General features: G+C 46.7%; 12 protein-coding genes. 6 read left to right on the forward strand and 6 right to left on the reverse strand.

Annotated features, from left to right (window positions below; genetic code table 11):
* Positions 1-370: 370 nt before the first annotated feature.
* Entirely contained in the window at positions 371-700 is a 330-nt protein-coding gene (locus tag L6442_RS19780) for an antibiotic biosynthesis monooxygenase (RefSeq protein WP_194231210.1), read from the reverse strand.
* A gap of 218 nt (positions 701-918) precedes the next feature.
* On the opposite strand from L6442_RS19780, the gene fabV reads away from it, so the two are divergent.
* The 5 genes from fabV to L6442_RS19805 all read left to right on the forward strand — a co-directional run bounded on the left by fabV (position 919) and on the right by L6442_RS19805 (position 8,513).
* Complete coding sequence (fabV, locus tag L6442_RS19785; protein ID WP_212976875.1) at positions 919-2,109, forward strand: enoyl-ACP reductase FabV; 1,191 nt, start codon at positions 919-921, stop codon at positions 2,107-2,109.
* Positions 2,110-2,883: 774 nt separating this feature from the next.
* On the forward strand, positions 2,884-4,293 hold the full coding sequence (gene aspA / locus L6442_RS19790) for an aspartate ammonia-lyase (protein ID WP_212976769.1): 1,410 nt from the start codon (positions 2,884-2,886) through the stop codon (positions 4,291-4,293).
* A gap of 502 nt (positions 4,294-4,795) precedes the next feature.
* Positions 4,796-5,887, forward strand: a complete 1,092-nt coding sequence (locus L6442_RS19795; protein WP_212976770.1) for an endospore germination permease — start codon at positions 4,796-4,798, stop codon at positions 5,885-5,887.
* The gene (locus L6442_RS19800) at positions 5,884-7,371 is read left to right on the forward strand and encodes a spore germination protein (protein WP_212976771.1); all 1,488 of its coding nucleotides are present in this window, start codon (positions 5,884-5,886) and stop codon (positions 7,369-7,371) included. Before L6442_RS19795 ends, L6442_RS19800 begins: the two co-directional genes overlap by 4 nt.
* Positions 7,368-8,513 carry a Ger(x)C family spore germination protein gene (locus tag L6442_RS19805; RefSeq protein WP_212976772.1) on the forward strand — a complete coding sequence of 382 codons (1,146 nt, stop codon included), beginning with the start codon at positions 7,368-7,370 and terminating at the stop codon, positions 8,511-8,513. Before L6442_RS19800 ends, L6442_RS19805 begins: the two co-directional genes overlap by 4 nt.
* Before the next feature lie 117 nt (positions 8,514-8,630).
* Here the strand turns inward: L6442_RS19805 and map are convergent, their stop codons facing one another.
* The 5 genes from map to L6442_RS19830 form a co-directional block, all read right to left on the reverse strand.
* Positions 8,631-9,377, reverse strand: coding sequence for a type I methionyl aminopeptidase (map, locus tag L6442_RS19810; RefSeq protein ID WP_194231204.1), 747 nt, complete (start codon positions 9,375-9,377; stop codon positions 8,631-8,633).
* Between the two features lie 89 nt (positions 9,378-9,466).
* Positions 9,467-11,743: a YhgE/Pip domain-containing protein gene (locus tag L6442_RS19815; protein ID WP_212976773.1), complete on the reverse strand. Its 2,277-nt coding sequence runs from the start codon at positions 11,741-11,743 to the stop codon at positions 9,467-9,469.
* 241 nt (positions 11,744-11,984) lie between these two features.
* A complete protein-coding gene (locus L6442_RS19820; protein ID WP_194231301.1) occupies positions 11,985-12,563 on the reverse strand; it encodes a TetR/AcrR family transcriptional regulator in 579 nt (192 codons plus the stop codon).
* A 122-nt stretch (positions 12,564-12,685) separates the two neighbouring features.
* Positions 12,686-13,024: a protein YmzB gene (ymzB, locus tag L6442_RS19825; RefSeq protein WP_212976774.1), complete on the reverse strand. Its 339-nt coding sequence runs from the start codon at positions 13,022-13,024 to the stop codon at positions 12,686-12,688.
* Between the two features lie 167 nt (positions 13,025-13,191).
* Positions 13,192-14,694, reverse strand: coding sequence for a thiol-activated cytolysin family protein (locus tag L6442_RS19830; RefSeq protein ID WP_212976775.1), 1,503 nt, complete (start codon positions 14,692-14,694; stop codon positions 13,192-13,194).
* A 109-nt stretch (positions 14,695-14,803) separates the two neighbouring features.
* Here L6442_RS19830 and L6442_RS19835 point away from each other — a divergent pair, with 109 nt between their 5' ends.
* The gene (locus L6442_RS19835; protein WP_212976776.1) at positions 14,804-15,514 is read left to right on the forward strand and encodes a Crp/Fnr family transcriptional regulator; all 711 of its coding nucleotides are present in this window, start codon (positions 14,804-14,806) and stop codon (positions 15,512-15,514) included.
* The last annotated feature ends 44 nt before the right edge of the window (positions 15,515-15,558 follow it).

Below are 15,558 nucleotides of genomic sequence, written 5' to 3' on the forward strand. Positions count from 1 at the left end.
ATTCTTCCACTTGGCGGTTCGTACATCAAGTGTTTTTTGCTGCAGAAACTGGACGGTTAGCAGAAGCGCCACGCTCGTATTGTTAAACAGAACAGGATTTCGAGGTTCTTTCCGCGTATTCCGCGGCATGACCCATTAACACAATCTTGATGATCTCGTTTTCGGGCGCGGTGTCAAATCTGTCATCTCATCAAGCTCCCGGCTGGCGTTAACGCAAATTCGCCGGAACCGCTTGACTGGAGAGCTTCCTGATGGCTTTCGGATCATCTAAGCTTTTCGAATAAAAAAACCTCAAGCCAAATGAGCTTAAAAATCGTACCCGCGCTCATCCGCTTGAGATTTATTTTGTATATTTTGCATATTTGGCAGTTTAACCCTTAAAAGCTTTTCCCTGCGCAACATGGTGTACTTCATACATGCTTACTTTGGTGCTTACGACATAAGCCGGAGGCTCCTGGCCTTTTTTATCCCGGTGTCCTTGGATATGCACATCGCTTTTCTCCCAATTTTTCCAGTCTTCGCGGGATTCCCAGCGAATCATCACCACTACCTCTTCCTCTTCCCTGCCAAGCTTCGTAACCATAACCGTTCTATCTATTAATCCGTCCATGCCGTCGACCGGGCTTTCTTGGCTGAATCTTTCCACTACCTGTTCCGCGTTGCCTGCCGTAACGACGATTTTGCGAAGCTGTATAAACATAACAAACGCCTCCTTATGTAGTTATAAATCTCTTAATCTCATATAGTTTCTATCATATTTGATAATGATTATCATTGTCAAGAAAGTCTTATTATCTTCTATTCCATATGACAAGCAGGTTTGTCGTTTCATAAAAAATTGATACAATAGTATGGTGTATATCTAGAGCAAGTCTTATTTGGGATTATGTATTTTACGGAAGAGAGGAAATGTACAATATGATCATCAAACCGAGAACACGCGGATTTATCTGCACCACCTCGCATCCGGCAGGCTGCGCGGCACAGGTGAAGAAACAAATCGATTATGTCGAGTCCAAACCGGCGATCCAAGGCCCGAAAAATGTCCTCGTCATCGGCGCATCGACCGGATACGGTCTGGCGGCCAGAATTACGGCGGCTTTCGGGGCCCGGGCCAACACAGTTGGCGTATACCGCCCAAGCAGCGGCTCCGAAAAACGTACCGCTTCGGCCGGTTGGTACAATTCCGCCGCGTTTGAACAAGCTGCGCAGGAAGCCGGTCTCAAATCTTTTAGCGTTACAGGCGACGCCTTCGCCAAAGAAACGAAGGAAAAAACTGTCGGGTTGATCCGCAAAGAGCTCGGCAAGGTCGATTTGGTCGTCTACAGCGTGGCTTCCGCACGCAAAACCGATCCGGAAACCGGTGAAGTTTACAACTCCGTACTCAAGCCAATCGGCAAACCTTATTCGAATAAAACCGTCAATTTCCACACCGGAGAAGTGACGGAAATAACCATCGAGCCGGCCACGGACCGAGAAATTCAAGATACGGTAGCCGTCATGGGCGGAGATGATTGGCAGGATTGGATCGAAACGCTGAAGGCCGCAGAGGTGCTGACCGATGACGTTACCACCATCGCGTTCTCCTACATAGGTTCCGAAATCACGCAGGCGATCTACCGCGAAGGATCAATCGGACGTGCCAAGGATCATCTTGAAGCTACCGCGCTTCAAATGAACGAACAGCTGAAATCAGGCGGCGGACGGGCGCATGTGGTCGTTAGCAAAGGCCTTGTGACCCAATCGAGCTCCGCGATTCCGGTCGTTCCTCTTTACATTTCCGCTCTGTACAAAGACATGAAGGAGAAAGGCATTCATGAAGGCTGCATCGAGCAGACCTACCGCCTGTTCAAGGACCGTTTGTACACGGGAGGCGCTGTGCCGGTGGATGAAGCCGGACGGATCCGCATCGACGACTGGGAATTGCGCGAAGATGTGCAGGCCGAAGTCGTGAAAGCGTGGGAGCAGGTCACTACCGACAACATTTATGATCTGACGGATCTTGAAGGTTACCGGCGCGAGTTTTTCCAATTGTTCGGTTTTGAAACCGACGGCGTCGATTATGAGGCCGATGTGAATCCCGACGTGAAGGTCCCTAATTCGATTTAAACTTCTTAAACAGACAAGTCAACCGCATCGGCGAGCAGTGCAAAAGCTACGTTCTTGCAGTAGTAAAGGATCGAAACTGAAAAAAATCACTGGAACGGAAAAAGCAGCTTCATCCTCACGCGGGGATAGGCTGCTTTTGCTCTTTGGGTTTCACCATCCGCTTTACATTTACGTATTCGTATGCGGAAGAGACCACGGTTGATTGTAGAAATCCCAAATCCACCCACAGCATTGATCTTGCGAAGCAGATGATCTTCCGGCACAAGCTGATATAGCTCCGCATGGAATGATGCCGTTAGTTGTCTGTATCGTGCTTCAGCAAAACTCGATATCCTCGAGTATTGAAGCCGAAGTGAAATTGTTGCGTTTGTGCATCCTTTTCAGGCGTTTTGTGGTGTGGGAAGCAGAATTGTTGCGAAAGTGCATCCTTTTGACCATGAATGACCTAATTGCGCTCAGAAAAAGGAAAAAGATTGCACTTTCGCAAGCTTTTTATCTAAAACAAGCCGGTGTGTCGTAAATAGATGTACTTTTGCATCAATTTCGTACCGGCGGGCTTTTTATTCCCCTCTCCACTGTCATGATTGATGATCCGATCGCCTCTGAATGCACACTTGTTTTTCACCGATGGACAAATAGCCCTTTTTTGAACTCTTTGTGACATAGGACTAGCAGTCCCTATCTTTTAACCGTATAATGGTAGCGGGTCCGATAAAATAAAGCGTTCTCATCTGACTCTTATTTCCAGTTCACTAAACTCGGAGGAATGTATCCATGAGATTAGAAAAAGACTTTCTCGGCACCAAAGAAGTACCTGATGAAGCGTATTACGGGATTCAAACCATGCGAGCGGCGGAAAACTTCCCGATTACCGGCCAAAGAATTCATCCGGAACTGATCCGGGCGATGGCTATGGTTAAAAAAGGAGCCGCAATCGCGAATATGGAGATTAAACGGCTGCTCCCTGCCAAAGGAAATGCCATCGTGCAGGCTGCCGATGAAATCATAGGCGGCAAATGGTTCGATCAATTTATCGTTGATCCTATTCAGGGCGGAGCTGGCACGTCTATTAATATGAACACCAATGAGGTCATTGCGAACCGTGCGCTGGAGTTGATTGGCAAAGAAAAAGGCAGCTATGCCGACATCAGCCCGAATAATCACGTCAATATGGCTCAATCGACAAACGATTCATTCCCGACGGCGGTCCATATCGCCACACTGACCATGATCGACAAGCTGCTTGCAACCATGAGCGGGTTGCGGCAAGCATTTCATAATAAAGCCAACGAATTTGATTCGGTAATCAAAATGGGACGCACCCACCTTCAGGATGCGGTTCCGATCCGTCTGGGACAAGAATTCCAGGCTTATGCGCGCGTGCTTGAAAGAGATATCGAGCGCCTGGGCGCGACGAAAAAAAATCTTTTGCATATCAACATGGGTGCGACGGCCGTCGGTACAGGCCTCAATGCGGATATCCGCTATATCGAGCATGTCGCCGAGGTGCTGGCTGAACTGAGCGGATTCCCGATCAAACCGGCAGAACATCTGGTAGATGCCACGCAAAACACGGATGCCTACACCGAAGTATCCGCCGCGCTCAAAATTTGCATGATGAACATGTCCAAAGTCGCCAACGACATCCGCTTGATGGCTTCGGGTCCGAGAGCAGGCCTCGGAGAACTGCTGCTGCCTTCCAGACAGCCGGGCTCTTCCATCATGCCGGGCAAAGTCAATCCGGTTATGTGCGAGGTCATTAACCAAATCGCATTCCAGGTTATCGGTAATGACCACACCATTTGCCTTGCTTCCGAAGCCGGGCAATTAGAACTGAACGTAATGGAACCGGTTCTTGTATACAATCTGCTGCAATCTCTCGAAATTATGAATAACGGTTTTCGTGTATTCCGCGAGCATTGCATAGAGGGCATTCAGGCTAATGTTGAGCGCTGCCGCGAATACGTAGAAAACAGCGTCGGCATCATTACGGCACTGAATCCGCATCTGGGTTATGAAGTGGTGTCGCGGATCGCCCGCGAAGCGATCACGACAGGCAAACCTGTCCGGGAATTATGCCTTCTCTATAATGTATTAACGGAAGAAGAACTCAACGTTATTCTTGACCCGTATCAAATGACCAACCCGGGAATCGCCGGCGAGGAATTGCTGAATAAAGAATAAGCCCGCAATTTCGGACAGCGCTGTGTGCAAACAGTGCTGTCTTTTTTTTGAGATATCAGAAGTATAAACTTCCGGGACTTCCGCAAAGTAATCGGAATAAGCTTCAAAGGCCACACATCTCTCAGTACTTTTGCTCCGCAAAAGCGCCCCTCTTCGAGTGGCGTCGGACTTCTTTCCGATACTCTTTGCGGGGTTATTTTATCTTGACTTTCCGCTTGTTTTGTTGCACTTGTTTTTTCGGTTTAGATTTATGGCTAGGTACGGGTGAATGTATGCTTATCACAAGCGTGGCAAAGTTCTAGTAGTGTTTTTCTATTGTGAATTTTTCATATAATGAAATTATTATATCAGGTTTGTGAAATTGCTTTTTTTGATCTCAGATATTCGATTTTATAAATTGGAAAGGACATCCTGTATATATCACTGGCATATTTTAGGCATCGTTCAGCCAAAATACAATAATGCCAATCATTACTGACCAGAGAGTGGAGCGGATCCTAAAATGACAAAATCGGCCTCTGTAAATATGTTTCAAATATGTATGGTGTTGATGCTGATGAACGGACTGACAAGTCATGTCATGATTAACCCGTTGCTGCTTGACGCCGCTGGCCGCGACTCATGGCTGTCCGTCATTTTCACAACGATTCCGTTTATTCCCTGGATGCTTATGCTTGCCTTTTTCATAAGAAAAACCGGACAAGGAAAGTTCCAGGAAGAGCTCGCGGCAAGAACAAGTCCGGTAATATCATGGATTTTGGTTGCGCCCCTGCTGGTTTATTTGTACCTGATTGGCGGAATAACGCTTTTCCATACATCCAACTGGACGATCAGCAACTATTTGCCTGCCACCCCCAAAATCGTTCTCATTGGAACCTTGGCCTTCCTATGCTATTACATGGCCAAGCTTGGACTCAGATCCATCGCAATCGGTGCGGGTATCCTGCTTCCCATCGTCATTGCACTGGGTTTTTTCGTCGCCATCGCCAACACGCCGCAAAAAAATTTCAATTTGCTGACTCCGATCCTCGAAAACGGAATAATCCCCCCGCTGCATGGAATGATATATGTTGGCGGAGGATTTGTGGAAATTATCGTCATTTTGGCTTTACAGCACCAAATTAAAACCAAAGTGAAACCTTGGCATCTGGTCGTCTTCGGCTTGATTATCGCCTATATCACACTAGGGCCTATCGTTGGCGCAATTTCGGAATTTGGTCCGCAGGAAGCCGCAAAACAAGCGGAATCGCCATATGAACAGTGGAGGCTTGTCAAAATCGGCGAATATATAGAACATGTTGATTTCCTTTCCGTATATCAATGGCTCGCCGGAGCTACCATGCGGATCGCACTTTCACAATATTTGCTTGCCGACATTCTACCCTTCAAAAGCAAGGTGATGGCGCATCGATTTATTTTGGCCATATCGTTCAGCTATGTCATGATTTCCATGTTTCCGATCACTCAAAACACCTTTTACCAAACTTTGTACTTCTATTACTTTCCGATCACTCTAGGAACATTTTTATTGTTTTCCTTGATATGGACCGGCGTGATATTCCTGCCGAAAAAGAAAAAGGAGGAAGCCTCATGACCTCTTCAGCCCCAAAGAGTGAAAATACGGTATGGACCCTAAAAAAAATGAAAGATTTGTTTGCCCAAAGTGTAGATGTCGTCATCAACTCCTACCGGTTGGACAAGGAGGCTGCCGCGTCAGAAGTGATTCTGGCATATGCCAGCGGATTGGCCGATTCATCGCAAATCAGTCTCGTGGTGCTCCCTGAGCTTAAGAAACTGTTTCAGGAAACCGGTTTGAATATAACGCAGGACAACGAGATCTGCGGCATCCTGCCGCTCGTTGAACTACAGGAGCCAGTATCTGCACAGGAAATTGAAGATATGGTTTTTATGGGGGGACTGGTGCTGCTAATCCCTCTAACCAATAAGCTGTTTTTCATGGATATCGGAAGTGCTCCGAAACGTTCACCTGAAGAGTCGACGGTTGAAATATCGATAAAAGGTCCCAAAGACGGTTTTACGGAGGATTTAATTACGAACGTGGCTTTGATCCGGAAACGGATCCGCAGCAATTCCCTTTGCTGCGAACAGCTTATACTCGGACGACGAACCAGAACAAGAGTCGCTCTGATGTATTTTAATGATATCATTTCTCCCAAAATACTGCAGGAAGTCAAAAAGCGCCTGAACAATATCGATGTTGACGGCCTTTATACAATCAATCAGTTAGAGGAGATGCTGTCGGATTCGAAGTACTCTTTGCTCCCGCTGGTTGATTTTACGGGCCGTCCCGATTACGCCGTGGCCTGCCTGCTGAACGGACGTTTTATTATCGTCGTGGACGGCAACCCGATGGTATTGATTGGTCCGGGTGCATTGTCATTGCTGATGAAATCCCCTGAAGACGTCCATTTCAACTATATTTATATTTCTTTTGTCAGAATCATCCGCGGCATTAGCTTGCTCATATCGACTATATTGCCTTCGTTCTGGGTAGCGCTGGTTGCCTTCCATCAGGATCAAATTCCTTTCCGGCTCATGGCGACCATTTCCGTCACCCGGCTAGGTCTGCCTTTATCTGCCCAAATGGAGCTTTTTCTGCTGCTCATCCTGCTTGAAATCTTCCGGGAGGCGGGGATCAGGCTTCCAAGCTCCATCGGTCAAACATTAACGGTCATCGGGGGACTTATTATCGGCGATGCGGCCATTCGCGCCGGACTCGTCTCTCCTTCCTCCGTCGTTGTCGGAGCAATCACCGCCGTGGCCGGAGCTACGCTGGTAAACCAAACTTTAAGCTCCGTCATAAGCGTGGTCCGGTTGGCCCTATTTTTCTTGTCCTCCGTCCTCGGCATGTACGGCATGATCCTGGGGATTATTCTGCTGTTGATCTATATGTCAAAACTGCGGACCTTTGGAGTTCCATATCTCTCCCCCCTGTCACCTCTTGTGGCCAAAGATATTCTGAAATCCATCATGCGCGCTCCCTGGAAGCTGCTGCGCAAAAAACCGTCGGTACTGAGTACCGTTGATTCGGATCATCAAGGGGAGAATCCAATATGAGAAAAATGGGGCAAATCGGCATATGCCTTATCGTCTTGCTGTTCATCCCCGGCTGTTGGAACTCCAAGGATATTCAAAATTTGGCTTATGTCACGGCATTAGGCATTGATTTTGAGGATGGAAAATACAAAAGTTATGTTCAAATCTTGAATTTTTCAAACATTGCAAAAAATGAAACCAGCTCCTTATCAAAACCGATTCCTATATGGTTAGGGACCGGTGAAGGAAGAACCTTGGCCGAATCAATGATGACCTTGTATTCCACTTCACAGCTCAGAGTATTTTGGGGCCATCTGAAATCGGTTATCTTGTCCGAAAAAGCCATGAAGCATGGGATGATGGAAATCTATGATATGCTCAATCGTTATCGTGAAGTAAGATACAACATACTGATGTACGGTACCGACCGACCCATCCATGAAATCATGATACAAAAGTCAATCTTGAATCTTTCGCCGCTGGATACCGTTATGAATACCCCCTTTGAGCTTTATGCGGAAAGATCGTTTATCCTGCCTGAATATGGATTCAAGATCATCGCGCAAATCAACGAGCCCAGCGGTTTGGCTATGATCCCCTGCCTTACGATTGACGAAGACGACTGGTACGAGGATAAAAACAAGCGTCCGATGTTCCGGATCAACGGAGCCTATTTTTTTCAAAACAAGGAATTTCGGGGACATCTGACGGAAGATGAGCTTAAGGGTACGCGCTGGGTTCAACGGGAGCTTGTGCGGTCTCCCATCAATATACCGGCTTCAGGACAGCCCGCTGCCACATTGGTCCTTGAGAAACCCCATTTGTATATCAAACCCGTCCTCGAAAAAGATAAAGCCCGCTTCCATCTTCAAGTATCCGTAGATGCTTATATCGATGAGCTTGCCAAAGATATACCTCATAAAAAGATGGAACAAATGGCCGGTGAAGTCCTCAAAGATGAAATCCGGATGAGCTATAACAAAGGTCTTCAGCGCAAAGCGGATGTATTTATGCTCGATGAACAGCTGTATCGCAAGTATCCAAAAAAATGGCATCAATTACATCGATTGAAGCCATTTATTCTGGATGAAGACTCCTTAAAATCCATAAAGATCCGAGTCAGCATCGAAAGCTCGGGAAAATACAAGGAACGTGTGAAATAATCTACGCCCCACAAAGTGAAGCCTGCTTCGATGCTTATTTCAAATACTTTGCGGGGACCCCAAAATCTAAAAACAAAACAGGAGCCGGAAAGGCTCCTGTCTTAACACTAATGCTCATTATTGTGCCGTCAAAATTTCCGGGCCATCGGCCGTAATCGCGAGGGTATGCTCATATTGGGCAGACAAGCCGCCATCCATGGTTCTTGCGGTCCAACCGTCGCTGTCCATTTTACTGCGGTAAGTTCCCGTGTTCAGCATCGGTTCGATCGTAATCACCATGCCTTCTTTCAAGCGCGGGCCGACATTAGGCGGACCATAATGGGGAACCTGCGGCTCTTCATGCATATCTTTGCCGATACCGTGTCCGATAAATTCGCGCACGACCGAGAACCCTTCCGATTCCGCATATACCTGAATGGCATGCGAGATATCCCCGATTCGATTGCCGATCACAGCCTTTTCGATACCTTTGTATAGAGATTCTTTCGTCACATCCAGCAAACGCTGTGCTTGTTCGGAAACATTGCCGACCGTATAGGACCAGGCGGAATCGGCAAGCCAGCCGTTTAAATTCACGACCATGTCCACGGTGACGATATCTCCGTCCTTCAGAGCGTATTTTCCCGGAAATCCATGGCAAATAACATCATTAACGGATGTGCAGGTAGCATACGGGAATCCGTTGTATCCTTTCTGCTCCGGCGTGGCGCCTGCCTTGCGGATAAATTTCTCGGCGAAACGGTCGATTTCTATTGTGGTGATTCCCGGCTCGATCAGCTTTTTGATTTCCCGGTGGCATGCTGCAAGTATGGCACCGGCTTCTTTCATCTGTGCGATTTGCGATTTTGTCTTAATGGTAATCATTTAATCCCTCATTCCTGTCTGATCTCTCTATTATACCCCGATATCCGGAAAAAGTCCTGATCCGATCAGGACCAGGACTGTATTTCTTTTTAGACTGCTTCCGCTTCCAGCGGCTGCTGATCCGTCGGCTGCTGCTTATGACGGCCCCGCCATAGGAAGTAAATAAGCGTAAATGCCAGGAAAATCAGGGCGTCGATTCCGAGAATTCCGGCTTGCTTCCACATCAAATCAAAATTCCCGCTTGAAATAACCGCTTTGTATCCAAGCACGCTATGCGACATCGGTAGCCATGGATTGAGCGGCTTCAGCCAATCCGGAATCAGTTCCAGCGGGAAGGTGCCCGCACTTGTCGTCAGCTGCAAAATCAGCAGTATGATAATGAGGAACCGTCCCGGCATATCAAACCAGGTTACGACAGCCTGCACGATAAACATAAACGCCAAGCTTGTGACGAAGGTGAAGAGGAAAAACAATGGAACGCTCCGAACCTGAAGTCCAAGCCCGTACAATATGATCGTTGCGGCTACTACCGATTGGAACAAGCTCATTCCCGTAAAAGAAAGGGAACGGCTGACGAAACGGCTGAAGCCGGATGCGTCCGCTACCGCCGATCCTTTGAGTGAGATGACAAGCGTCGATATGAGCGCGCCTACGAACAAGCCCAAAGACATGAAATACGGCGTCAGTCCCGTACCATAGTTCGGAACTTTGCGGGATTCATTCTCTTTGGAATCCACCGGCTTGGCAAACATATCCACCAAAGCATCGGTCTTTTTCAGTTCGGAAGTTTTATCCGAAGCATCATTAAGCTTCGTTGCAAGTTCCTTGGAACCGTCATCCAGTTTCTTGATTCCTTCGGTAAGATCTCCTGCGCCATCATTCAATTTCTTCGATCCGTCCGCAAGTGTATTCAAACCGCCCGTCAGCTTGCTGACCCCGCCCTTCAAATCGGTAGTGCCTGCCAAAAGCTGCTGCGTTCCGGTTACAAGCGCTTTGCTGCCCCCGTCAGCTTCGTTTAGCTTCTGAGTGAACGTCGTCAGACCTGCAGTCAATTCAGTCTGGCCTTTATTCAGCGCAGCTGCGCCTTGGACCAGCTGCTGCTGTCCTTGAACCATCTGGCCGCTGCCTTCCAGCAGCTGCTTCTGCCCGCTGTGAAGATCGGTTGCTCCGCCTAGCAGTTGCTTCTGAGCGGTGTGCAAGGATTCCGCTCCCTCGGAGAGCTGCTGCTGTCCGGCCGCTACTTTGGCGCTGCCTTCAGCGACAGCCTGGCTTGCTGCCAGCAGCTTCTGAAATTGCGGGTTCTGCGCAAGCTCAGGGCTGGATGAAGCGAGCTGCTGAAGTCCGGCCGCCAAGCTTTTCGCGCCTTCCGACACTTGATTGGTTCCGTCCAGGGAAGACTTCAAACCGGAAGCCAAATTCGCGCTGCCTTGTTCAGCGGACTTCAGCCCTGTTTCGAGCTTGCCTGCGCCTGCTTCAGAACTTTGGATGCCGGCATTCAATTTTTTGGCGCCGTCCAGTGAGCTTTCAAGCCCGGTTTGCAGCTGGTGTCCGCCCTGCTGTGCCTTGGCGGCACCGCCAAGCAGTTGGCTTCCTGCTGCTGAGAGCTGATCGAGGCCGCTGGCCAGCTTGCTGGTACCTTCATTCAGCTGGCCTGCGCCTTTGTTCAGAGCCATCGCGCCTTTAGCAAGCGGCTCCGTACCGTTCTTCGCTTCCAAGGTGCCGTCCGCTAGCTTCTTCAGGTTTGCCTTCAGCTTGTTTGCGCCCTTATCGAGATCACCGCTGCCGTCATGAAGTTTCCCTGCGCCTTCACCCGCTTCCGCAAGTCCGTCCGAAACTTCCGTAAAATTGTCCAGCAGGTTTTCCGTATAAGATTCCGTTACTTTGGCGGACACCTGGGCTTTAATATCTTTAACCGCCGTATTGCCGATCTGGGAAGCGATAAAATTGTAATCCCCGTTTGGTTCATACAAAATCGTTGCCGGCTGCGGATGATCATCCATCAAGGTCGTTGCCTGACTGGAGAAATTTTCAGGGATCGTAATTTTCATGTAATAACGGTTTTCCTTGATTCCCTGCACTGCTTCCTTTTCACTGACAAATTTCCAGTCAAAATCTTTTTCTTTCTTGAGTTCATCCACCAAATCCGAACCGATGTGCAGTTCCTTGCCTTTAAACTCGGCACCGCTATCTTTATTGACCACAGCAACGGGCAGACGGTCCAGATGGCCATAAGGATCCCAAAAGGCTGCCAGATAAACACCGCTGTACATTATCGGAATGAACATAACGGCGATCACGGGGATCAGCACTTTCGGGTTTCTCAACGCTGCAGCTAAATCTTTGAAAAACACGGATAATGATTTCATGTAAGTGGTAGTCCCCCTTCTCCAAGTAAAATATCGCCTTTGAATGTTTGACTGAATTCTTCATCCGGTCATACATGCGCAAACAAAATCAAGCTCCGTCAATGCAAGCTCGAAGCCGTTTCGCATGTAAGTATTTTGCAATAATCCGACTTATGGGTCGTCGGACTTTTGCAAAATACTCATGTATGTGTCCTTGGTTTAGTGGTCCTACCAATGTAGTTGTGAATGCCGTACCGAATGATTAATGCACGGCGAGCCCATCCTCCAAAAAAAGCCGGATATGCTCCTTAATTTGATTTTTAGTCAGGGGTTCATGATTTTTATTCCATTCTGACGTTAAAGCAACGTACATCTTCACCATGAGAAAAGAAACGATGCCGGGGTCGCATTCACGCAGCTCATGCCGCGTAATCGCATGCCGAATTTCCTTTTCCATGTAGTTCAGAATCACGCTTTCGATCCGGGCCATTGCTTCCTGAGATTGAGGTGTACCTACGTCCCGAACTTCCTGGGACAGCTTCATGAGGAGTTCGTGCTCACTGCGAAATTCCAGAAGAGAATCCAATACGCGGAACAAATTTTCAAAAAAGTTTTTATCATGGTCCACTTCACGTAAAATGATCTTTTTCATCTCGGAAATGACTTCATGCAGAATCTCATCAAAAAGCTGCTCCTTGGTGTCAAAAAACGTATAGATAGTTCCTTTCCCCACATTAGCGATTTTCGCCACCTGTTCCATTGTCGTAGCTTTATAACCAAACAACGCAAAGGATCTTGAAGCTGCTTCAAGTACCTGCTTTTTTCGATCCACCGTTCCTATGTTCTTCCCCTCCCATCAGACACCATGCGCCGCACGCATGACTATAAAACAAATTCAGTCAAAAGGTCAATAACTACTTTATCACGTTTTTTTTGATATGGCAAAATTTTAATATAAAAAAATTATGGTAATTTGAAAATGAGATATTTTGCCCGGTCTGTTGTTAAGTTTATACGGCTTTCATCCGTTTCGGTTTCATGCAACCCGTCCACATAGATCTGGAACGTGTTCCGCGGCAGCGGAATGTCCCCCTTTTCATTTATAACATGTCCCGGGCCGTGAAGTATCAAAGAGCTTCCCTCCGCATATTCGTCCCTCGCCGGCACATGCTCGCTATATTCCACGGCTTCCAGCTGCACTCGCGTTTCGTCCAGATCGCCCTGCTCCTCTTTGCGGATCAAAATCGTTTGTCCAACCTGATTTTCCAGCCATTGATTCACAGCGTTTAATTCGTTGTTCACTATACCCCTTCTTTCTGACGTCGTATTTCAAAACATCGCCCATCATAGTTTATCCATTACGAGCCAAGGCAAAACATAAATTGCTTTTCCAAGATCATTTCCGTTAACTATTCAAATTTACCCAAAAGAAAATCTCCCCAATTGAATGGGAAGATTCTCAGGAATGACTAATAAGTTATGGAAGCGTACGGATATAACGTTGTTCCCCAAATCGAAACGTTAATATTGTTAGTCAATGGTACGTTATATTCATCAATTATGGTTCTCCACCAATCCCAGGCAAGGCCTGTGCATTCTCTTGCAAATACTCTTATGTTCTTGGCATTTGGCGGAAGGGGAATCTCGGTCGAGAAATGGGCTGTTTTATCTTGCCAATTTCCTCCCCAAGCTTTATGGGTAATGAGTTCTTGGCCATTTGCGTCATATGTAACTTCGTCCCAGGACACTTCAAACTGAGCTACATATGCGCCGCTATGATCAAGTGTTATTTTACCTTTAGTATATTCTGTCGTTTTAGTCTCAATATATTCCGTGTTGTTGCGAACAGCGGCAATGGAATTATCTTTCAAAAAGACGCTGGTATAAGAAATCGGGTAAGCCGGATTTTTAATGCTAAATGTTGCATTGTCTTTAATTACATTTTGGATGACACTAAAGTCTTTCGATACAACTTGGTTATGCGTCTGTGCGTCGCCGCCTAATACAACGGCAGTAAACGAACTGTTTTCATAAATATCCTTGTACTGTCCGCTCGATTGTATGTTGGCATTCTGGAGCAATGCTTTAAATGCAGCTTGCACTTCATTGCTCTTCGAAGTTGTCTCTAATTTCACGTAAATGGTTCTGCCATAAGCTACATTGGATACCATAAGCGGCGGAGACTCATTGCTTACCCCTTTACGAACCAATTCATCAAACGTCACGCCTTCGGCAAAAAGGTCCGATGGATGGTTTGGAAGTGATGCGCTTACGGTATAAAAGATTTGCTTATAAGCCGCTACCATCACTTTTTTCTCGCCGCTTGCGACCGCATTAAAGTCGATCCCGAGCGTATTGTTAAGCAGTTGACCGTTCACATTAAGCGCGCTGGCAATTTGATTTTTGCTGTAGACCATGGATTCTGCATACTGTAGCCTTGCAGGCAATGTGTGTGTATCGGAATACTTCTCAGCCCAAGTCGATACCAATTGATCAATAGCGCCGGAGACACTGCCGTAATTCGGATTCTGAACCGTGATTGTATTTTCACCCCGGAGCCCGGGCAAATCAATACTGATATCCAAAGGTTTTCTTGCGGCCATAAGCACATCAGGCTGATTATCCGTAAAAGCCCGATTTGCAAGCTGAATTGCGCCTGGATAAGTGCGGCTCGTCATCGAATCAATAATGGAGATATCTACTGGCGAGGTTGAGAGTGATTTTTTCTCACGTTCAACCACAATAAATTTACCATTTGATTGGATTCCTTCTTTGGGAACAAAGCTGCTGATTTGATCGCCGTTTACCGCCAAAACTGCATTGCGATCATAATTCAGGCTTGCGATTCCAGCATCAATATCATGGAGTTCGTTTCCTGCAGCGAAAGAAATACTTGAATAAGCGAACATATGTAAACTTACTAATAGACTTACGAGCACTTTTGTTCCTTTTAGATGTTTTAAAATCTTCATATAGATCCCCTCCTTCTTTATAAAATATATATCGGTATTTTGGTAAAAAATTGTTATATAACAATCGTATGATATAGAATGGGTATGACAAAGAATTGAGGTGAACAAAGTGGACATCCAGCATATAGCGAAATATATGGAAGAGAATTCTGAAATCTATAGGATGCTTAAGCATTGTCCGTATGAAATATTACGGCAATGGAAGCTTATGCGATACAGCAAAGGATCGATGTTGTTTCAGCAAGACGCGATGTACGATCGATTCTGCATTTTGTTAGATGGAGTGGCGGATATTAACATCATTGGGGAGCACGGAAAAAAATACTCACAAGCTACTTACTCTGCCGGAGATATGATTGGCGAGATTGAGATTTACGATTTAATTCCATTTGTCAGTAATGTGGAAGCGATGACGGATGTAACGATAATGAGTTTGCAGCGTGATTACTTTCTAACCTGGCTTCAGTTGGACAGTAACTTTAATCAATACTTTATACGACGGATATTGTACTACAATTACACAATCTCTAAGCGTGAGGGAATTAACATTTTGTATCCTCTTCACCATCGGGTATGTGCCTACTTATTGCACCTTGCTCGAAGTGGAATTCAGTATCCGCAAGGAATAACGATTAAACTGAATAAGCAGGAATTGAGCCAGAAATTCGCAGTTACGCAGCGAAGCATTAATCGAATTCTATTTCAACTTAGAGAAAGCGGCATTATCGATATTCAGAAAAATGAACTGCTTATACGCGACGTGAAGGGATTGGAGCTGGAAACGAAACAAGAAGCCCGATCGTCACCAACGCGATGTTGAACGAGACAGAAGCGTTCCTCGCAGCAGCTGCACTGCTTGAAGGA

The sequence above is a fragment of the Paenibacillus azoreducens genome, from assembly GCF_021654775.1.
Classification (GTDB): Bacteria; Bacillota; Bacilli; order Paenibacillales; family Paenibacillaceae; genus Paenibacillus_AQ; species Paenibacillus_AQ azoreducens.